This window comes from Flavobacterium sp. UBA7680 (assembly GCF_002482975.1).
In the GTDB taxonomy this organism is placed as follows: domain Bacteria; phylum Bacteroidota; class Bacteroidia; order Flavobacteriales; family Flavobacteriaceae; genus Flavobacterium.
In genome coordinates this window covers 625,720-647,409 of record NZ_DLHA01000019.1, presented here as the reverse complement: position 1 = coordinate 647,409, position 21,690 = coordinate 625,720, and the positions used below count along the sequence as shown (strand labels likewise).

General features: G+C 31.4%; 15 protein-coding genes. 7 read left to right on the top strand and 8 right to left on the bottom strand.

Features of this window, described 5'->3' with window-relative positions:
• Nucleotides 1-2 precede the first annotated feature (2 nt).
• Genes B3C18_RS07740 through B3C18_RS07730 form a run of 3 tightly spaced genes read left to right on the top strand, consistent with a single transcriptional unit; the run spans nt 3 to nt 5,379 of the window.
• Nucleotides 3-1,934, top strand: a complete 1,932-nt coding sequence (locus tag B3C18_RS07740; RefSeq protein ID WP_291144899.1) for a tellurite resistance TerB C-terminal domain-containing protein — start codon at nt 3-5, stop codon at nt 1,932-1,934.
• Nucleotides 1,931-3,247: an ATP-binding protein gene (locus tag B3C18_RS07735; RefSeq protein ID WP_291144897.1), complete on the top strand. Its 1,317-nt coding sequence runs from the start codon at nt 1,931-1,933 to the stop codon at nt 3,245-3,247. Before B3C18_RS07740 ends, B3C18_RS07735 begins: the two co-directional genes overlap by 4 nt.
• A complete protein-coding gene (locus B3C18_RS07730; protein WP_291144894.1) occupies nt 3,247-5,379 on the top strand; it encodes a DEAD/DEAH box helicase in 2,133 nt (710 codons plus the stop codon). Before B3C18_RS07735 ends, B3C18_RS07730 begins: the two co-directional genes overlap by 1 nt.
• A 130-nt stretch (nt 5,380-5,509) precedes the next feature.
• Here B3C18_RS07730 and B3C18_RS07725 read toward each other — a convergent pair whose 3' ends face one another.
• The 8 genes from B3C18_RS07725 to B3C18_RS07690 all read right to left on the bottom strand — a co-directional run bounded on the left by B3C18_RS07725 (nt 5,510) and on the right by B3C18_RS07690 (nt 13,828).
• Nucleotides 5,510-7,306, bottom strand: a complete 1,797-nt coding sequence (locus B3C18_RS07725; protein WP_291144891.1) for an SAVED domain-containing protein — start codon at nt 7,304-7,306, stop codon at nt 5,510-5,512.
• 2 nt (nt 7,307-7,308) lie between these two features.
• Nucleotides 7,309-8,184 (bottom strand): AAA family ATPase, encoded by an 876-nt coding sequence (locus B3C18_RS07720; protein ID WP_291144888.1) that lies wholly within the window; start codon nt 8,182-8,184, stop codon nt 7,309-7,311.
• Between the two features lies 1 nt (nt 8,185).
• Complete coding sequence (locus tag B3C18_RS07715; protein WP_291144885.1) at nt 8,186-8,671, bottom strand: hypothetical protein; 486 nt, start codon at nt 8,669-8,671, stop codon at nt 8,186-8,188.
• A gap of 14 nt (nt 8,672-8,685) precedes the next feature.
• Complete coding sequence (locus B3C18_RS07710; protein ID WP_291144882.1) at nt 8,686-9,699, bottom strand: CBASS oligonucleotide cyclase; 1,014 nt, start codon at nt 9,697-9,699, stop codon at nt 8,686-8,688.
• 80 nt (nt 9,700-9,779) lie between these two features.
• Nucleotides 9,780-10,775, bottom strand: a complete 996-nt coding sequence (locus B3C18_RS07705; protein ID WP_291144879.1) for a helix-turn-helix transcriptional regulator — start codon at nt 10,773-10,775, stop codon at nt 9,780-9,782.
• Nucleotides 10,762-12,723, bottom strand: a complete 1,962-nt coding sequence (locus B3C18_RS07700; protein WP_291144876.1) for a DUF2779 domain-containing protein — start codon at nt 12,721-12,723, stop codon at nt 10,762-10,764. Before B3C18_RS07700 ends, B3C18_RS07705 begins: the two co-directional genes overlap by 14 nt.
• 502 nt (nt 12,724-13,225) lie before the next feature.
• Nucleotides 13,226-13,645, bottom strand: coding sequence for a hypothetical protein (locus tag B3C18_RS07695; RefSeq protein ID WP_291144873.1), 420 nt, complete (start codon nt 13,643-13,645; stop codon nt 13,226-13,228).
• 27 nt (nt 13,646-13,672) lie between these two features.
• The gene (locus B3C18_RS07690; protein ID WP_291144870.1) at nt 13,673-13,828 is read right to left on the bottom strand and encodes a hypothetical protein; all 156 of its coding nucleotides are present in this window, start codon (nt 13,826-13,828) and stop codon (nt 13,673-13,675) included.
• A gap of 167 nt (nt 13,829-13,995) precedes the next feature.
• Between B3C18_RS07690 and corA the strand changes: the two genes are divergently transcribed.
• The 4 genes from corA (at nt 13,996) to B3C18_RS07670 (ending at nt 21,661) form a co-directional block, all read left to right on the top strand.
• Nucleotides 13,996-15,069: a magnesium/cobalt transporter CorA gene (gene corA, locus B3C18_RS07685; protein ID WP_291144867.1), complete on the top strand. Its 1,074-nt coding sequence runs from the start codon at nt 13,996-13,998 to the stop codon at nt 15,067-15,069.
• A 66-nt stretch (nt 15,070-15,135) separates the two neighbouring features.
• Nucleotides 15,136-17,229 (top strand): phosphate acetyltransferase, encoded by a 2,094-nt coding sequence (gene pta, locus B3C18_RS07680; protein WP_291144864.1) that lies wholly within the window; start codon nt 15,136-15,138, stop codon nt 17,227-17,229.
• Between the two features lie 401 nt (nt 17,230-17,630).
• On the top strand, nt 17,631-18,815 hold the full coding sequence (locus tag B3C18_RS07675; protein ID WP_291144860.1) for an acetate/propionate family kinase: 1,185 nt from the start codon (nt 17,631-17,633) through the stop codon (nt 18,813-18,815).
• 101 nt (nt 18,816-18,916) lie between these two features.
• The gene (locus B3C18_RS07670; RefSeq protein ID WP_291144857.1) at nt 18,917-21,661 is read left to right on the top strand and encodes a helix-turn-helix and ligand-binding sensor domain-containing protein; all 2,745 of its coding nucleotides are present in this window, start codon (nt 18,917-18,919) and stop codon (nt 21,659-21,661) included.
• Nucleotides 21,662-21,690: the final 29 nt, after the last annotated feature.

Sequence of the window (21,690 nt, the reverse complement as noted above, 5' to 3'; positions counted from 1 at the left end):
AGATGACAATAATAATTATAATCTTTATAATAATTGTTCTTGTTTCGGTAGGAAAAAAGAAACCGGAGCCTAACAAAGTAAATTATTATGATATAGCGAAGAATCAACGAACAAAACAGATTTCGTCTATTAATAGAACAAATATGATCAATGTCTCTGTCACTAAATCGAGTTCAAAAATTGATGATTCAATTATAGATGTTGGATCACAATCTTACAGGATTGATTCAGATTATGGATTAGAATCAAAAGTCCCTTATTGGTCTCATAGTTATGTTTACTCTTATTCAGAAATTAATTATGCTACATCTAACCAAAAAAAGTTTTATCAATATTATAAAACTCAATTTTTGAATGGTCAATTTATAGATTTAGAGGGCAATACTAATTATGCCTTTATTTTACTTTTCGATCTGTTAAATGAGTTTGACCAGCATAAAAACATTATCTTACTTGAATCACAATTAGAAATTTTAGGTAATCATTATCCTAAAACTAAAACCTATGGAATTAATTTTCTAATTAAAAAAATGGAGCAGGTGGGAGATACTGATGGCGTTGCCAGATTGAGGGAAGATCATTATGATTATCAATATACTCAAGTTAATTATTCGACATTTGAATGGAGAAACAAATACAAGAAAAAATTAAATCTCACAAAAGACGAAACGAATGTTTTAGATAAAATATGGTATTCGAGTAATAATTTTGTAAATATTGAATATTGCTGTGTTGAAGTAATTAGACTTTATCTGGCAACAATGAATAGTTTAAAACAGCTATATGTGGATAATGGTTCTTCAATAGAAAAAGAATTTGAAGAAATTGCAGATGTTGTAGTTAGAAAACATTTTAGATACAGGAAAGGCAGTAATAATTATAAGCACGCCATCCAATCTTGCGAGAATGAGTTTCATACTAATATTTTTAAATTTTGTGAAAATACGGTAAGAGAAAAATTTGGGCATAAAAGAAAAATAACTATTGATCCCTATGCATCATCTTTAGATGCAAAAGAAGAATTTGAAACAAAACTAATTAGTAAAATTGCCCAGATTCATTTTGTATTAATTTCAAAAATAAATTTACCCGATAAGGAAACAGAAATAAAACTCAACCTTCAGAACACAACACGATGGAAAGCTAAATTTGAAGAAATTAGTTCCGGTTTCAATAAAGACTCAAAAGAGTTTCTGGATCAAATTATCGAATTAGGAAAATTAAACAAAGAAAATCCTTCGGTTGAAAATATCTTTTTTGAAGCTTCTAAATTTATTGCTAAGTATGATCAGGAAACGGCTTTGTCATTATATTTACACTATCTTGATCATGATTTACAGTCAATAACTTTTGATAATAAACAACTGACTAAGACTATTCAAAAAAGCCTTTTTAAAGATAATATTCAGCTAGAGAATTTTGAAAGAATAGTTAGTGAATTTATATATGATAAGGATTTGAGGAAGGCACTTAGTTCAGTTCCGCAGGTATATGCTGTTAAACGTAAAAAAATTCAACTTGATAAATCTCTAATTAAGGAAGTTCAGCAGCAACACTCTGGTACAGTAGAACTATTGAATGAATATTTAAGAGATGAAAATTCAGAAGAACTAGACAGCAAATCAGTATTAGATGAACAAATTGAAATTAGTATTGATCATAGTAAAACCGAAGAGACGATCTCAATATATTCAAAAGATTTTGTCTTTAAACCAATTCATACTTCAACATTAGAGTTTTTTTCAAAAAACAATTATTCAATACTTCAAAGTGAATTTGAAATTTTCGCGAAATCTAAAGGAGCCTTTAAAAACCAATTAATAGAAAATATTAATGAAATATGTTTTGAGAATCTTGATGATCTTTTAATTGAAGAAGACGAAGAATATTACACTATTAATCAGGATTATTACCAAAAACTTTTAGCAAAATGATAGATAACATTAAACCCAAAGAAGCTACTTCAATTATAAATTCACTAATAGGAGGTGTGGTTCCTAAGATTGGAGTTCAGCATATCACTGTAGGACGTTCTGAAGAAATAGCGTCCTTTGTAACAGCTTTAGAAGATGTTAAGAATGGACATAGCATGGCAAAATTCTGGATTGGAGATTTTGGTTCAGGAAAATCTTTTATGCTTCATCTACTTAACACAGTTGCTTTAAAACAAAAATTTGTTGTTGCTAATGCTGATTTTACACCTGATAATCGACTGTATTCAAACGATGGTAAGGGTGTGATGCTCTATTCTGCAATAATGGATAATGTTGCAATTCAAACAAAACCTGAAGGAGGAGCTTTGCCAACTTTACTTGAAAAATGGATTGAGCAGATAATCACCAAAACGGCCGAAGAAAGCAATATTTCTTTAACATCGATTCGAGATGAACAATATTTAGGTTTAATTCAAAAAAACCTGATGAAAACTATAAGTGAAATAACTGAAGTTGGAAGTTTTGATTTCGGAACTGTAATAATGAAATATTATGAAGGTTACATAAAGGATGATGAACACCTTAGAAGAAATGCTTTGAAGTGGCTGAAAGGAGAATATAAAACCAAAACTGAGGCCAAACAAGAGTTAGGTGTAAGGGATATAATTAATGATCTTAATTACTATGACATGCTTAAGAATTTCTGTAAGCTGTTTGTAAATATGGGATATAGTGGATTCATGATAAATTTAGATGAAGCAATAAATTTATATAAAATTTCAACCTCTGTAATGAGAGAGAAAAATTATGAAAAAATTCTATCTATTTATAATGATTGTTTTCAGGGAAAAGTAGCTAATCTGTTTTTTAATTTTGCAGGTACGAGAGAATTTTTAGAAAACGAAAGAAGAGGTTTGTTTAGCTATCAAGCGTTAAAATCTCGTTTGGAAACAAATAAGTTTGAAACTCTGGAAGTAAGGGATTTTGCACAACCTGTCATTCGTTTAATGCCGCTAAATCATAATGAAATTTTCGTTTTACTTAAAAAACTTAAATTAATTTTCGACTATAATTATAAAACAGAAATTGATATTTCAGATAATGATATTCAACAATTCATGGAAGAAATTTTCAATAAACCTGGTGCTTCCGAGTTTCTAACACCTCGTGAAGTTATCCGAGATTTTTTGAATATACTTAATATTATTAGACAGAATCCTGGCGTTGATAAAAATATATTATTTGGAGAAATTGAAATATCAGATGAAAGACCAGATGAGTTATCTTTAATCAATAGTATTGAAGAAATATAATGTCATCCTATAATTTACTTTCAGATCCTATAAAAAAATATGTCAGGGATAAGAGATGGGAAGAATTGAGACCTATTCAGGATGCTGCAATTCAAAGAATCATTTCCACTAATGACAACTATATTTTGGCCTCAAGAACAGCTTCGGGTAAAACTGAAGCTGCTTTTCTTCCTATACTCTCAAAAGTTAATTTTAATGAATCGGGTATTCAGGTATTATATATATCACCTTTAATAGCTCTTATTAATGATCAGTTTTATAGAATAGAAGAACTTTGTAAATACCTTGAAGTTCCAGTTACAAAATGGCATGGAGAAGCCAATAGAACACTGAAAGAAAAAATAATAAAAGATCCTAGTGGCATAATGCTGATCACTCCAGAGTCGTTGGAAGCTATGTTTGTTAATAGACCACACCATGTAAGTCATCTGTTTTCTAATCTTAAGTATCTTGTAATTGATGAGATACATTCCTTTATAGGATCGGGAAGGGGAGCTCAATTAAAATCTATTTTGTCAAGATTGCAGGATTTGAATTCAAAAAAATTTAATATAGTAGGATTATCAGCCACTATAGGAGATTATGAAGAGGCAAAGAAATTTACTGGAGATGAATTACATACAAAAGTTCTATTAGATAAAACATCTAAAGAAATAGAAACTGAGTTTAGATATTTTAAAAATGAAGGTATTGAACTGCCTTTAGATCTTTTAAAGGATTTGTACTTAGAAACCAGAAATAATAAAGTTCTGATTTTTCCCAATAGTAGGGGGCGTGCGGAAGAAGTAGCTGTTAAGCTTAAAAAGATTTCGGAAAAGGTAAAAGGACATACGAACTATTTTTCACATCATTCGTCTGTTGATAAGGAAGTAAGGGAATATGTAGAATATTTTGCAAAAAGTAATAATAGGCAAAATTTCTGTATATCCTGTACTTCAACATTAGAGCTGGGAATTGATATTGGTTCAGTTGATGAGGTCGTTCAAATAGATGCTACCAATAGCATTGCTTCTTTGATACAGCGCGTTGGGAGAAGTGGTAGACAAAATGGTGCAAAAAGTAATCTTTTTCTATATGCTACAGATAAATGGAGCTTATTGCAATCGTTAGCGTGTTGGCAATTGTATAAAGAGAAATTTATAGAACCTTCGGAGCCTATGAATCTTGTTTATGATATTTTATTACATCAGGCGCTATCGATAACAAAAGGATATTCTGGTATTAAACTTGTGGATTTGGTTAAGCGGTTGAATCATAATTTTGCATTCAATGATATTGAAGTTTCTGATATTGAAGAAATTTTAAATCATTTGATTTTAATAGACTTTTTGGAAAAGTTAGGAGATGAGGTTATTATAGGAGTTGAAGGTGAAAAAATCGTTAATAATAGAGATTTCTACAGTGCTTTTACCGTTGAAGATAATTTTAAAGTTGTAAGTGCAGGTAATAAAATTGGGGAAATTCCATTTTCACCACAAGTTAAAGAAGATGAGAATATTTTATTAGCAGCTAAAATATGGAAAATTAAGTTTGTAGATTTTAAAGCGAAAAAAATAGAGGTAATTCCAACCAATGATGGTAAAAAACCAAAATTTTCTGGAGAAGGAGGTATTGTACATCCTGAAATCAGAAAAAAAATGCTTGAAATAATCTATCAAGATGAAATTTTTAGGGAGCTAGATCAAAACTCCTCAGAAGAGCTAGAGAGGATGAGAAGAGAATTTTCTGTCTTTGATTTACATAGTATTGAATCAGAAAGACTACTGCTGGTTTCAGAAAAGAAAGTCTTATTTTATACTTTTACAGGCACTAAAATAAATAGGACATTAAAGCTCCTTTTTGATGCAATTGAAATTAAAAATATTTTAGATGATAGAACAAGTATGTTTTATATCATGATCTCAAAAGAAGAATTTCTGTCAAAATTAAATCTCATAAGTTCGAAAATTGAAATTATTGACGAGATTGTCACAAAAGAATTAGAAAAAAATCCAGAATCATTAAGTTTAACTAAATGGGGTGTTTATTTGCCGATAAAATTTCAAATTAGATTGATGAAGCAAAATTATTATGATATAATACAAACTCAGGAATTTTTACTAAATGTTACCAGTATTGTAGAAAATTTATAATATTTCGTACTATCATTATGATGTTTGAAAGTAGATTTTATACAACAGTATTCATAAATCAAAAGTTTTTTTTAAGAAATTATAGACCACAATAAAGTTGTTTAGCTTGTCTGTGGTCTATTTCGTTTTTCTATCCAATTGTTACTTGAAAACTTTTTAATCCCGCTTTTATCTTCTCTCCGTCAAGATTTTTAAATCCATCTATTATATCATGAATTAAATTCGGAGCAAATCGATAAACTTTATTTCTTGCAAAAGCAGCTAATTGATAATTATTATATTGCTTTGAATTGAGTTTATAATATGTTCGGTATCCTCGAAGCTCCATTTGAGCTCCTGCAAATTCTATTACCGGTTTATCAAGCAATATCATTACGATCTCTTCTAGAGTTCCGGGACCCTCTATATTTTCTATAAGAACCCATTGCCAATACCAATTCAAAAAACGATTCATAGATCTTACTTGTATTATATTCAGGTCATCACCAGTGTCTACAAAACTCCACATAGTTTCAACGGCAGTTTCTATAGCATCACAAAAAAATGATTTAAACCCCTTTTTTAAACGGCTAGATTCGTACATAGAACAGTATTTATATTCAGTCAACAAACCCCAAACATCCGCTTGATAGTCGGCTTCTTCAATAACTTTAGGGAATTGGCCAATCCCGTTAGCAACTTCTCTTGTCAATCTATGCCCTTCTTTACTATAATGTAATGCCTCATGAAAGAAAAACAATCTTGCAGCCTGCATAATATCAGTATCTCTTTTCGTTTTTAATCTCTTACTGAGACCAAATAAGAAGCCATCATCCAACAGCCAAGTATTTGATTTTTCAATATATTCAAAACCATCTTCCACATCTGTAGTTTCAGTATCTATTGTATCATGCTTCAAACTAGTTTTGTTAATATCGGTAACAGTTGTCCAAGGATGACGGAAATGTTTAATAACAGTACTATATTCATCATCAGTAGCGCAAACCATTTGAAGCCAATTATCTGTTGTTCTGCCAGATATAGTTTTAATAAAAGGCTTTAATGTGTTTTCTAATTGTTCCTGCCATTTATCGCGTATTTCTTTTGCTAAAGTTCTGTCAGCCTCAGAAAGCACGACACGATTATCTACTTCTTTCGTCACCAGCACTGCTTCCTTATATTTTGGAGTTTCATTCCTACTGAATTGATAGGTTTGAATATAAGGATAGATGTTAGGATTAATTCTGGTTCCTAAAGCAAAAGGCAAACCTGAAGAAGAAGCAATAAATAGGTGAATTTTTTCTCTATCACTTAATTTATTAGCATAAACATTTAAAATTTCCTGAAATGAATTTACCACATCGCCTATCTGCTCTTGATCAAAAAGTGAATCTACATCTGGCGTTTCTAAACTTACATCAAATTCATTTTCGGGATTTGGAACTACTTCGTAGGTCGATTGTCTGTCTATGCTAAAAGAAGTTGCAACACGTATCGTAACATCACCTTTACCTTTTTGGGTCTCATTTGGCAACATTAGGGGTTTAATCAAAAATTTATAATCTATTGAAGGTTTGTCTGTTTCTTGATACCATTTATGTTGTTTGTGATGAAACTGATATATAATATATGGATGAGTATTACCAACAAGATATCCTAAATGAAAAGATATAGGTATGGGTGTAAATCCAAAATATGCAATAGATGCATCTGGATTTGCATCAAGCACTGGTTTTAAAATATCTACAAATTTGCGTTGCTGAGATAAGGCGATATTGTCAAAAGAAAGCTCATACAGCTCACTCAATTTTGCATTTCCCGCTTCAAAATCAATAAAAATGACTTTAGTTTTTTCATCAGATGATAAAGCTGATACACATTCTTCTTCTGTAATCTTTCTATCTAATCCATAATGCGCAATGATTATGGTTACTTTATTTGCTGTCATATTTATTTTATCAGTGGTGAGGGTTTGGTATTTTTAATTGTTTCGACATAAACATCCTTGCCGAAAGGTTGGTTACTCTGAATAGCTTGGTACAAAGACTGTTTGCCTACTTTCTGTATTAAGTCAGAAAAACTATATGGTGTATCTGGATGAGTGCTTGCCTCAACAAGATCTGAATAATCCTTTTCAGACAATTTAGAACCGCTGAAAATACATTGAAATACAAGTCTTCTTGCATTTTTATCGGGTCTAATAAATTCTATTATCTGGGTAGCTCTCCTAATAACTGCTGGATCTAATACCTTCAGTCTATTTGTAATCAAGATAACAGCTAAGGAAATATTTTCCCTCCCAATTAAATCAATTTGTTTAATTAATACATTAAGTCCAGCACGATCTTCGTGATGCGCTTGATTTTGATCACGGTCAGTAGCCAGGTCATCAGCCTCGTCTATTATTAGAATTCCCATCTGGCCAGACTTAATTTTAGATTTGACCTGTTCAAAAGCATCCGTAATGCGGTTTGAGATTTCTCCTACTCTACCGGCACCACGAATATTAGAGGGAGTTTCAAAAACAACAACGCGTTTATCAATTTGCTTTGCCAATGGCGTACCTATTGAGTGAGCCAAGGCTGTTTTACCACAACCAACATCGCCAGATAAAATAATTAATGGTGTACCACCGACTAAATTTTGAAAAAAATCTAGACCTTCTGGATGATGTTTTTTCTGCCATTGTTCAACCTTTTCATTATTAAAAAATAGTTCCAATGTATTTAAAAGAGTATTCTTTTGCTTATCAATAGCAATCAAATCTTTGTAAGCGGCCTCGGCTGTTTGATTTGGGTGCTTGTTCTCCTGTAGTTTAACTTCCATGTTATTTTGTTATGACAGACCTTTGCAGTCTTAAATTATTGCTTATATAGTTTCTATCATGGGTTTCGGTACCTTGTAAAGCACTACCTGTTCCCCATCCTCGCTTTCGCAAATTCTCATTTACTACTGTCGCATTAGGATTTGAAAGATCAAGATCAACATACAAAGTTGCATTACATCCACTGGGTATACCGAAATAATTTATACCTCCTGACGCTGCTCCTGTGGATAAATAGCCGTAATTGTCAACCGTATATTTATAACTCATAAATTTTATCCCTGAGGCATTATTTATTTGAATTTCAAAGAATTTTACAACCTTTTGATTCAGAACATAAGTAAGGTCTTCAATCCAACTTTCTGCACGGGCATATGAAATAATCTGCCTGTTTGCAAATCCTATAATATCCTCATACGTATTTTGCATTACTGCTTTAACATCGGACTCTGAATAACTTTCAGTTCCGCTAAATGTATATGTACTCATATCTTTATTTTTAATTAATCGCAGTGAGAAGAAAAGATTTTACCAAATAACAATTGCATATGCCCCAGACTATCGGCGTCTCTTCCTTGCAAATCTGCAACAATAGCTCTATTCATAATCTCAGACGCTTCTTGTAGCCAGTCGGCCAATTCATCAACTTGGTAATTTGGCCAAGACTTTACAATATTATTGTCATCCATAACAGGATCAAGCACGTTCCAAGGTATGTAGAGATCTGGTTTAGGAGTTTTGTAATAGTCAGTAAACGAAACTGTCTCTTTGTTTTTGACAATATAAGCAAGGTAGGAGAACCAGTTAGCTAACGTTTGTGGATATGTCGTGTCATCACCGCAGTTATCAAATGCCTTAGCACCTAGAAGATTTATTAAAAAACTTGGAAGACATACGTTTTCATTTGTTTCGATTTCTTTTACCTTGCGCCACCATTTAAAAAGTCTGATACAATCATTGAAGGTCACAATACCTGCTGTTTCTTTTGTTATTGCAGTGCGTTTTCTAATAAACTCGCGGTGTTTTTCTATAGATGTAGTTATTACGTCACCATTACCTCTTATTAATACCTGATAATCAGTGTTATCTGCTTCAAACATAGGAACAATATCAAAGGATAGCTTTTCCTTCTCAAAAACAATATTCACAGAACTTTTAGTTACCTCAATGATATCATCCGGATAACAAGTTTCAGCATACTTTTTAAAACGATTTATTAACGGACCAAATTCTGTTTCTTTGTCCTTTCTAACAACAAAAGGCAAATCAATATCCTGCCCTTCAGTAGTTGTGTTGCCTCGCATATTGCGTCTTAAACCTGTTCTAGTTGAAAAAGAACCTGAATAAGGCATTTTAACAACTGTAAGCCCATCCTTTTCAGCTTCAGCTTTTATACATTTTCTTACTTCATCAGATTTTTTTTTGATATTATCACGTGTTTCAGACGGTGGCGCGATCCAAGAAACAAAATTCTTTATTCTTAAATGCAACGTACTTTTTGTTTTATATGAGCTCATAACTTATTAATTTTAAACAAAGAAAAAGTTTCATCACGAAATGGAATTTCGCGATGAAACTTTTTTTATTTTATTTGACTTTATTTATATCTATTAGATATTGATAGTATTTTTTGAGTAAATTCATTTACAATACTGGGTGGAGATAATATTTTAACACTATCACCATACCCTAATATTTTTTCATAAAATTCCCATGAAGGTTTAACTCTCACTGAAATTTGAAACTCTTCAGCATTGTCAAAAAGTATTTTCTGAGTTGGGTGTAAGCTTAATGTTTTGAGATAGTTACCTTGTTTTGGAGTAAACGATAACTTTACTTCAATAGGATCGTCGTTAAGGACTGTAATTCCAAATGAATAACGAAAATATTCTTCAAAATCCAAGGTGCAGGATACAAATTTTTCAGGGAGTTTTTCGATAGCTATTATCCTATCAAGACCATACGTTACAATACCCTTGTCGTTCATTCCTATAAGGTACCAACGATGCCTGTCCTCTTTCAATAAATAAGGATGAAGTTTAGTTCTTTTAGGTTTAGCTGCTCCGAACTTTTGATAGCTGATCTCTATAGCGAAACAACTGTCAATAGCTTCTACAATTACAGGGATCCATTCGTTACCAGTAAATTTTTGATTATTATCCGTTAAAACAATTACTCTGTTATCATTTGTTTCTGAAATACCCTTTCTAATATTTACTGCATCCAGAACTTTATCTATCGCATTTGTAAAATCTTTAAAAATATGATAATCTTTATATTGGCTTATAGTCTTTGCATAAAACATTAAAACACTGATGTCTTCTTCACGCAATCCAAAAGCCCGAATGGTATAGTTTTGATCTGAATAATAATAAGCTTTTCGAGAATTACAATATTCAATTGGGGCATTATAATTTAATACATTATCATCCTTCATCGCTATAATGTCATCATTAATCATTCTTAAAGAGACATTGATTGATAAATCTCTTTCAATAATTCTTTTCAAGTCTTTAGTCTTAACATAATCTTGTGATCTCATTTCTCTGTCTATGATTGCATAGCGCCCCAAAGGATGTTTACTTATAGCCATTTTCTACTTCTTTTTTTAAATGTTCATATAGCATAACCATTGCAAGTGTATCAAGTTCACAATACTTTAATAATGCTGTACTTAACTCGTTTAACTCTGCATCGCTAATGTCAGTGTATTGCATTTTGCCATAGGCAGTTAATGCTGCTCCACCATCTGCAAGTTCTTCCATTCCGGAGACAACTTCATCAATTTCTTCAGCTGTCCAATCTTCAAAAAGGTTAGGTAATTTTTTATATGGATTATCATACACTCCACCAGTATTAGACAACCAGATATGATTATCTTTAAAGTTTAGACTACTTAACTTTATCTCCTTTAAAGTTTTAGTGTATTTATTTTGAAGATATTCACAACTGTTAAGAATAGCTGGTAAAACGTACTTAAGAGAATTTGAACCTTTAGTCAAAGGATTGTAATAATACTTTTTGACTATTTCCCATAAATCCACCATATCTCTATCACCATTCCATTTTTCGACACTATCACTTTTAGAATGAGAAATACTTTTAATAAAATGCACTAATTCGCTAGCATCAGATTCATCTGAATTTAATAGTTGCAGATAAATTGCATTTACTATAGTGTTTTCATGATTAGAATACCTAAATATCGTTCCATTATCATTATTTAGTGAATCCCTCAAAGCTCTTATAAAATCAAAATTAGGAAAAGCCCCTTTAATATTATTAAGATATTGTTGGGTATGTTCAATCCTTCCGTCTTCATAATAAGTATGTATCGAAAACTGAAAAGCAATTTGTTCATAAGGCTTCCTACCAGCATTAAATGGTAAAGGAACAGCACTAGTTTCAAAATCAATAAAATGTAATGGGTAATTCCAAGAATTCATTTCAGCTTTTAATCCCTCTATATCAATATAAATTGAATTATCCTCCTCAATTTCCTTTTGGATTTGAATCCATTGTCGAGCGCTCATACTTAATTTGCCTACCTCTTCTTTTAAACCGATATTATCCTCAGTCAATTCATTCATAAAATAGACACCTTTGTTAAATAATTCATTTCCCTTTCGAAATGACCAAACATCAAAAGTCTTAGGTTTACTAAATTCTGAATCACCCCATTTATGTTGCTTTTGAAAACATTCTTTAAAGCCAGACTTTAAACCATCTGTTCCATCAGTTACAAATTCACATGATTTGCAGCTATAAGAAGTTGGCCAATTAATATATGTATCCGTCAAATAGTTCTCTTTGAAAATGGTGAGAGCATTCGAAAAATTTAATTCCGAAGAATAGGGATACTTATCATTTATTATATCAGCAACTAAAGAAGTAACGTCTTTGCTCCCAAGTACACTATCACCTGTACTATCTATAGAATCAATTATTTTAATGACTCCTGTTCTATTTCCTGCTTTTTTACTAACTCTGAAAAATTGGTTAAGACCATCAACAGTAGCAATTTTTGATTTGTCTGCCATCATGATGGAAGAATTAATTTCCCAATCAGGAAAACATGATTGAATTACATATTTTTGAAAAGAAATATCAAATAAATAAGGCTTCCATGATGAAACAAGACCGTCACGCTTTCCAACAAATAAATAATCATCCTTTGGATCAAAAGATTTAGATTTAACTTCAATGAGTTTAATATTAGTTCCAATTTTTATAAGAATATCTGTTCTTACGAACAATCCATTATGTAAAAAAGCAGCTTCATATATTACAACATTTTCTAATTGTAATAATTCTTGAGTTTTTCCCCATAAATATTCATAATCACCGTCCTTACCTTCCAATAAAACTCCACCTGGATAATGCATTCGAGCATACTCTTCAATTTGAAAACCTCCTTCAGCTAAAGCTAGTAAAAAAGGATCTTCTTGTTTTTTATTAGCATACTCCTTTTTCCCTGTATAGTATAATTTATTAGGACATTCCAGTCCTAATTTAAATCTTGACTTAGTTAGAACTTTCATAAATATTTTTGATTAATTATTTAATGGTAGTACTGAAAAAAAATAAACTAATTGTTAAAAAAGTGAATGTATGAACTTACGTTATATAATTTATAAGTAAAAATACCTGTTTTCCGTATCTATGGTTAAATCGAAAAGATTAGTTCTTAAGTTGTGAGTAGCTAAAAAACATGTTGTTTTGTGAAATAAAATAATTACTTTGTTCCATATTTGTACCATTTTGATGTAATGTATTGATAGTCAGTTGCCGTTATTTTTGAAGAAGTAAAATAATTCTTCTTTAACAATAATGAAAAACCGAGTCAGAAATGACTCGGTTTTTTTATGCGTATTCTTTACGTGCGCGTTAAACCCGACAGGTTTTTAAAACCTGTCGGGTTTGCTGTAGAGGATATGATTGATTTTTTTATTCTTGGTCTTTTAAGTTATGAATTGGATTTGGTCATGTTTTACGTTCAGTTAAAGCCAACAGGTTTTAAAAACCTGTCGGGTTTGCTAATCGTTATAAATTGAGAAACTGTTCTAATGGAGTGAAATTTTCTCTTTGATTATGAGAAGCTTCTAATGAAGCTCTATTATCAAATAAAGAAATTACTTTTTCACGTTTTAATTTAGTTGGTTTTTCAGAAATACAAGTTAGGTAAGAACTCCAGGGATATTCAATTGGATGTTCACAAAATCCGTGATTTACCGGATTGTAATGAATATATTTTATAACAGAACGTAAATAGGCTTCATTATCAATCAATTTCCTTTTAAAAGGTCTTTCAAATAAAGCACCGTGTCTATTGTAGCCTTTATTGATTGCTTTTGTGTAAGCATTAAATAAATTTCCAAAAGATTGGTGTGGAGGAATTATTTTTTTGATTTTGTATTCATTTTGATTCTTTAGAATTTCTTCAAAAGTTTTAACTTTTACCAATAAGTGGAAATGATTTTTTAATAAACATCAAGCAAATGTTTCTGCAATTGGATCAATATGTTTAGCATAAAGCATTAAAAAATACTCATGATTTCTATTTTCTTTAAATATATTTTCACTATTAATTCCACGGTTGTAAATATGATAATATTTTCCAGATTCCAGATTTTCAATCTTATGCATATATCTTTTCGGTTAGAAACCCGACAGGTTTTTAAAACCTGTCGGGTTTAATTATAAAAAGTAGTAAAAATACTATATTTTTAATTGTTTTAGTTTTTTACAAAATGATAATTGTCATTTCCTGTTCGGATTCTTTTTCGTAATATTACTATTGTAAATTTTTTTGAATGAGAAAGATTAAATACAAAAAAGGACGAAAGCTTCAACATATAACTTTAGAATATACAGGCTCGCATAAAGAACAGGAAGCCGAAATGCAGCTTTTTGTCTATGATGATGCCGATGTTGTTGAATATGATAAATTTACAGTCTTGGCTTTAAATTCCTGTTTTGATTATTCTAAAAATAATTGGCTCAATGTTCATGGTTTAAATGATATTAGTTTGCTTAAAACGATTGGTACGCATTTTAAATTAGATGATTTTTTACTTGCCGATATTTTAAATACAACCAAAAGAACCAAGTTAGAAGAACAGCAAAATGTTTTATTCTTCAATATAAAATCACTTTTACCTTCTGAATATTCAGATAATATTAGCGTAGAACAAATTAGTTTTATTTTAAAAGAAGGAATTCTGATTTCGTTTCAGGAAAAACGAAGCGATTTCTTTACCCATATTCGTGAGCGTCTTCGCACGCATGCAGGAATTGTTAGAACTAAAAAAGTAGATTATCTTTTGTATTTACTTTTAGATGCTGTAATGGAAAACTTTTACATTACAATTGAAGATGAAGAAGATAAGATCGAAGAATTAATCAATTTAACCAAAAAAGGAGCTGATCCTGTTATTTTAGAAAAAATTGAGAATCACAGGGATAACTTTAATTTTTTAAAACGTTCCATTGTTCCGCTTCGGGATTCTTTGTATTACCTAAAAACGATTAAAGATGACGATGAAAATAACGGTTTGATTCAGAAAGAAACGTTTAATTTCTTTATCAGACTTCATCAAAAAAGTTTAGAGCTTTTAGAACAAATAGAATCAGATATGAGTTCGCTCGAAAGTGCCTCTAATTTTTATTTTTCGGAACAAAGCCGAAAAATGAATGAAATCATGAAAACTCTGACCATAATTTCAGCCATATTTATTCCGCTGACCTTTATAGTTGGAGTGTATGGAATGAACTTCGAAAACATGCCGGAACTCAAAACAGAAAACGGCTATTTTGTAGTGATGGGCATCATGTTTTTATTAGTGTTGGGATTAATCATTTATTTCAAGAAAAGACGTTGGTTTTAACGTTTATTTCGGCTAAGAAAAATTTGATTTTGTGTAGATTTAGTATTTAGAATAATATAAATAATTATGAGTAAAGCGATATATATAGCCACCAGCGATCAAAACAGCGGAAAGTCGATAATTACACTCGGCTTAATGAGTATTTTGATTGGTAAAACGGCTAAAGTGGGTTATTTCAGGCCTATAATAGAAGATTTTGTTGATGGTGAAGTAGATAATCATATCGAAACAGTTTTGTCTTATTTTAACCTTGATATTCAGTTTGAAGATGCATACGCTATCACAAAAAGCAAACTCATTAAAAAGAAAAACAAAGGTAAAATTGGAGAGGTTTTAGACTTAATTATTGAGAAATATAAAAAACTGGAAGAACGATTTGATTTTGTTTTAGTTGAAGGAACTAGTTTTACCGGAGAAGGAACTTCTATCGAATTAGATTTGAATGTTTTAATTGCAAAAAACCTCGGAATTCCAACCATAATTATTGGATCAGGAATTGGAAAAACTTTAGAAGAACTCGTTGACAGTTTGTATTTAGTTTACGATTCTTTCAAAGTAAAAGAAGTTGAAGTTTTATCTGTTTTTGCCAATAAAGTACAACCCGAAAATATTGAATTAGTTACCAAAAGTCTTCAAAAAAGTCTACCTCCAAATGTTTTAGTAAATACAATTCCGTTAGTTTCAAGTTTAAACAATCCTACCATGCAGGAAATTGTAAATGAGCTTGATGCAAAAGTTTTATTTGGAGAAAATTACCTTAATAATGAAATTGGGCATTTTAGTGTGGGAGCCATGCAATTGCATAACTATTTGGTTCACTTACATAATAATGCGCTTGTAATTACACCAGGAGATCGATCTGATATTATTCTGGGAGCTTTGCAGGCAAATGAATCTGCAAATTATCCAACCATTTCAGGAATAATTCTAACAGGAAATATAGTTCCGGAGGAAAGTATTTTAAAACTGATTGAAGGACTTTCGGCCATCGTTCCTATTATTGCTGTTGATGGCGGAACGTATCATATTACAAACAAGATAGGATCTATTAAATCTGAAATCTACGCTAACAATACGCACAAGATTGAAACCTCAATAACTACATTTGAGAAATACGTTGATAACGACGCTTTATCGGAAAGATTAATCACTTTTGAAGCAGAAGGCATGACGCCAAAAATGTTTCAATATAATATGGTTAAAAGAGCCAGACAGCATCGCAAACATATCGTTCTTCCGGAAGGAAATGATGACAGGATTATTATCGCAGCTTCAAGGCTTTTGGCGATGGATGTAGTTGATATTTCGATTATTGGAGACAAAAAACAAATTGAAAATAAAGTTACTGAACTGGGGATTTCATTAGATTTTTCGAAAGTAAAAATTATAAACCCAACAGAATCTGAACTTTACGAAGATTACGCCAATACGTATTACGAACTTAGAAAAGCTAAAAACGTAAGTATTACAATGGCAAGGGATTTAATGGAAGATGTTTCGTATTTCGGAACAATGATGGTATATAAAGGTCATGCAGACGGAATGGTTTCGGGTGCGGCACATACAACGCAGCATACTATTTTGCCAGCGCTTCAATTCATTAAAACGAAACCAAATTCATCGGTAGTTTCATCCGTGTTTTTTATGTGTTTAGAAGACAGGGTTTCTGTTTTTGGAGATTGTGCCATTAATCCAAATCCAACGGCAGAGCAATTGGCAGAAATTGCAATTTCATCAGCAGAATCAAGTTCAGCATTCGGAATAGAACCGAAAATCGCCATGCTTTCGTATTCTTCAGGAGCTTCTGGAAAAGGAGATGAAGTAGATAAAGTGAGAACTGCAACGGAAATTGTAAAACAAAAACGTCCGGATTTAAAAATTGAAGGACCAATTCAATACGATGCTGCAGTAGATCGCGCAGTTGGAAAAAGCAAAATGCCGGATTCTGAAGTAGCAGGGCAGGCAAGTGTACTTATTTTTCCTGATTTAAATACCGGAAATAACACCTATAAAGCCGTACAAAGAGAAACAGGAGCTTTAGCAATCGGTCCAATGTTACAAGGTTTAAATAAGCCTGTAAATGATTTAAGCCGAGGCTGTACAGTCGATGATATTATCAATACGGTTGTGATTACGGCAATACAAGCGCAGGGATTATAATCAATTAAAAATTTGGAATTAAAAATTAAAAAATAGAACGCGGATGAGACTGATTCGCTACCGCGAAAACACAGATTTACACGGATTTTATTTTTGATAGAATAAAAAATCCGTTTTTAATCCGTGTCTTTACGAAGTAAATCAGCATTATCCGCGTGCCAATCTCGACAACAAGATAAAAAATTAAAAAATAGAACGCGGATGTGAATGATTCGCTACTGCGAAAATGCAGATTTACACGGATTTTATTTTTGATAGAATAAAAAAATCCGTTTAATCCGCGGATTTACTTCGTAAAGACGCGTCATCCGCGTGCTAATCTCAATAATAAAAAAAAATCAGTCTTCGAGATTAAAATAAAACTTAGTGACTTAGCGCCTTTGTGGCAAAAAACATAAAAAATGAAAATACTCATAATTAACTCAGGAAGTTCATCCATAAAATACCAATTAATGGTTATGCCGGAAAACGAAGTAATTTGTACCGGAATGATCGATAGAATTGGTTTAGAAACATCAAATATTACGTTTAAAACAGCTTCAAATTCTTATGAAGAAATATTGCCTATTCAAACACACAAAATTGGTTTGCAAAAGGTTGCAGATATGCTTTTAGATGCTGAAAAAGGAGTTATAAAAACAACTTCAGAAATTACGGCAGTGGGACATAGAGTTGTGCATGGCGGAAGTTATTTCTCCAATACAACCATAATTACCGAAGAAGTTAAGGAGAAAATAAAAGAACTTTCAGAGCTGGCTCCACTTCATAATCCTGCTCATTTAGTGGGGATAAATGTAGCCGAAGAAATTTTTTCCGGAGCAAAACAAGTAGCCGTTTTTGATACCGCTTTCCATCAGACGATTCCTGTTGAAGCTTATAAATATGCTATTCCAAATTTCCTTTTAACAGAACATAAAGTTCGTGTTTATGGTTTTCACGGAACAAGCCATAAATATGTTTCAGAAAAAGCAATTGGTTATTTAGAAAAAGGTTCAAGAATAATTACAATCCATTTAGGAAACGGCTGCAGTATGACCGCAGTAAAAGACGGAAAAAGTATCGATACAACGATGGGATTTTCTCCGGCAAATGGCTTGGTTATGGGAACTCGTGCGGGTGATATTGATCAATCTGTTATTTTTTATATGGTTAAAAATTTAGGTTATACACCAGATGAAGTAAATTCTATTTTGCTGAAACAAAGCGGAATGCTTGGTTTAACAGGGTACAGCGATCTTCGTGATATCGAATCTAAAGCAGAAGAAGGAAATAAAGATTGTCAATTGGCTTTATTAATGAATGCCTACAGAATTAGGAAAACTATAGGTTCATATACAGCAGCTTTAAACGGATTAGACGCGATCATTTTTACGGCAGGAATTGGTGAAAACTCTTCATACATGCGTAAATTGATTTGTACTGATATGGATTATTTTGGAATTGAAATTGATCCCGAAAAAAATCAAATTCGTTCAAAAGAAATCAGAGAAATTAGCACAGCAAATTCAAAAACGAAAGTTCTGGTTGTACCAACTGATGAAGAATATGAAATTGCCAATCAGGTTTATCAATTATTAGAAAATTAAAAAGATAAATTCTGTTTATAACGTAAGCCTCTCAATCGGGAGGCTTTTTTGCGTCAAAAAATGAATATTTGTCAGTATCTTTGAATTTAAAACCGAATATCTTGAAATCGATACTTTTAAAATCAATTTTCTTGTTTTTCGCTGCTTTTCAAATTCAAGCACAAGAACTTCTTCCTTTCGTAGAAAATTATAATAAATCAGACTATCAGGGCGACAATCAAATCTGGAATGTTGCTCAGGGTAAAGATAAAGCCATGTATTTTGCCAATAACCATTATTTATTGCGTTATGACGGCGTTATTTGGGAAAAATATGCTCTGCCAAACAAAACTATTATTCGCTCAATTTTAATAGAAGGAGACCGAATTTATTCCGGTTCATACAAGGAATTTGGATATTGGTACAGAGAAAATGCTAAAATGCGTTACGTTTCTATTACCAAAAGCCTTCGTTTATTTGCTGAAAAAGACAATGAAGAAATCTGGAAAATTTTCAGATTTAATGGTTCGTTGTATTTTCAGTCTTTCAATGATGTTTTTATTTATGATGGAAAACACATTAAAAAAATTAAATTCCCTTTTTTAATTTCTTACTGTTTTGTTGTTGATAAAGATCTGTATGTGGCTTCGGTAGATAAAGGCCTTTTTAAAATGAAAGGTTCCAAAATTGCAAATCCAAAAGGCTGGGATATTTTAAAAAATACGGTTGTTCACGCTATAGAAAAGGATAAAAACAAAACCTATGTTTTTACACAAAAAAAAGGAATTTTCATTGTTGAAAACGGAGGTTTAAAACCCTGGAATAATCCATTAAATGAAACTTTAAAATCAAACGGAATCAATGTAGCCAAGTTTATTAAAAACAATAAACTGGTTATAGGTACTGGAAATAAAGGCGTTTTTATATACGATTTCAGTAACAATACTTTTAAAAATATCGACCGAAATAATGTTTTAATGAACAATTCGGTTTTAAGTATTGGTTTTGATAAAGAAGAAGATTTATGGCTCGGGCTTGACAACGGACTTGCTCATGTTGAGGTAAATTCTCCTATTTCATTCTTCTACGATAATTCTGGGATTCTAGGATCGGTATATTCAGTTGCGACTATTGATAAAGGGTATCTAATTGCTTCAAATCACGGAATTTTTGAATTTGATTCGGGAAATTTTAAAATGCTGCCAAATACACAAGGGCAGGGTTGGAATATTACTAAAATTGGAAGTAAATATGTTATTGGACACAACGACGGAACTTTTTGCTATGAAAATGGAGCTTTAGCAAAAATAAATAATGTGAGCGGAGGATGGAATTTATCAAAAAGTACTATTAATGATACTTACTTTCAGTCTACCTACAGCGGAGTTTTGGTTTATGATGATGCGTCAAAACTTTCCCAGAATATAAGGATAAATGATCTTTCAAAACCCATTAAATATGTAGCTCAAAATAAAAAAAATGAGATTTGGGCAGCTGATAATTACCGCGGATTATATAGAGTTTTTCTCGATGATAATTTTAAAACTGTAAAAGTTGAAAATATCACGCAGCAAAGTAAAATCAAAAATGATTTTGGTGTCAAGATTTTTGAATTTAGAAACGAAATACTTTTTCTAATTAATAACGTTTGGTATACGTTTAATTCTATCTCCAATAAATTAGAAGAAAACGAATTGTTCAATACCAATTTCAAAAATATCTCTGACGTTGTAGCCATCGATAAGGATCATTTTATGGTTCTTCAGGACGGAATTTTATATCATATCTATTCGCACGGTAATAAGTTTATCTGGAATATTATTCAGGAGAAATATTATAAAGGAAAACTCATTAACGAAAACCTGAGAATTTTTAGAAGTCAGAATCATTATTTACTCAATCTTGATGATGGTTTTATTTCACTTCAGTTAGGATATCAAAACGAACAAAACAAAGGCGTTAAAGTTGAAGCTTACAATGATAACGAACTGCTGGAAAACGATGGAAAAATAAAACATAATACAGAACTCCGAATAAATGTTATTTCCGGAATTTATGGTGCAAGTAAGCCCAATTTATTTTATCAGATTAATAAAGGCAAAAATTATATTCCAATTTCAAATGGAGCTATAGTTTTAAATAATTTAAGCAGCGGTTCGCATTCTATTGTAATTTTTAAACACGACGGAGCCAATTATGATAAAGTTTCCAGTTTTGATTTTAAAGTTGCGCAGCCGTGGTATTTCTCTTTTTGGATGATTCTTCTTTATTTATTATTAATAGGGGCAGTATTGTTTTTCTATTATAAATGGAATAAACTTCGTTATACCCAAAAATTAAAATTACAGGCCGAAGAATTAAAACACCAGCGTGAAATTCTGGAAATGGAATTAAAAAAGGAAAACGAATTAAATATTCAGGAATACGAAAAACATATTTTAGAACTGGAACTGCAGACAAAATCTTCTGAAGTTGCCGGAAAATCATTGTCTATTGCTAAGCAAAGTGAAATGATTGAAAATATCCAAAGCATTTTAGATTCTGAAAAAGATTTCAATAAACTTAAAAGCGAAATCAAAAAAGCCATCAAGATTAATGAAGTAAATAAACACGAATGGGAAATATTTGAGACCAATTTAAATCAAATTCATAACGAGTTTATTATAAACCTTTCTAAAAAATATCCTCACTTAACTCCAAAAGATATAAAACTGTGTGTTTATCTTAAAATGAACCTTTCTTCAAAGGAAATTGCGCCTATGATGAACATCTCTTTTAGAGGTGTAGAACTGCACAGATATCGTCTAAGAAAGAAATTAAATCTGACTCAGGACGAAAACCTGTCAAAGTTTTTATTAACTCTGTAAGAATTGAGTTTGTTTTTTACAGAATTTAT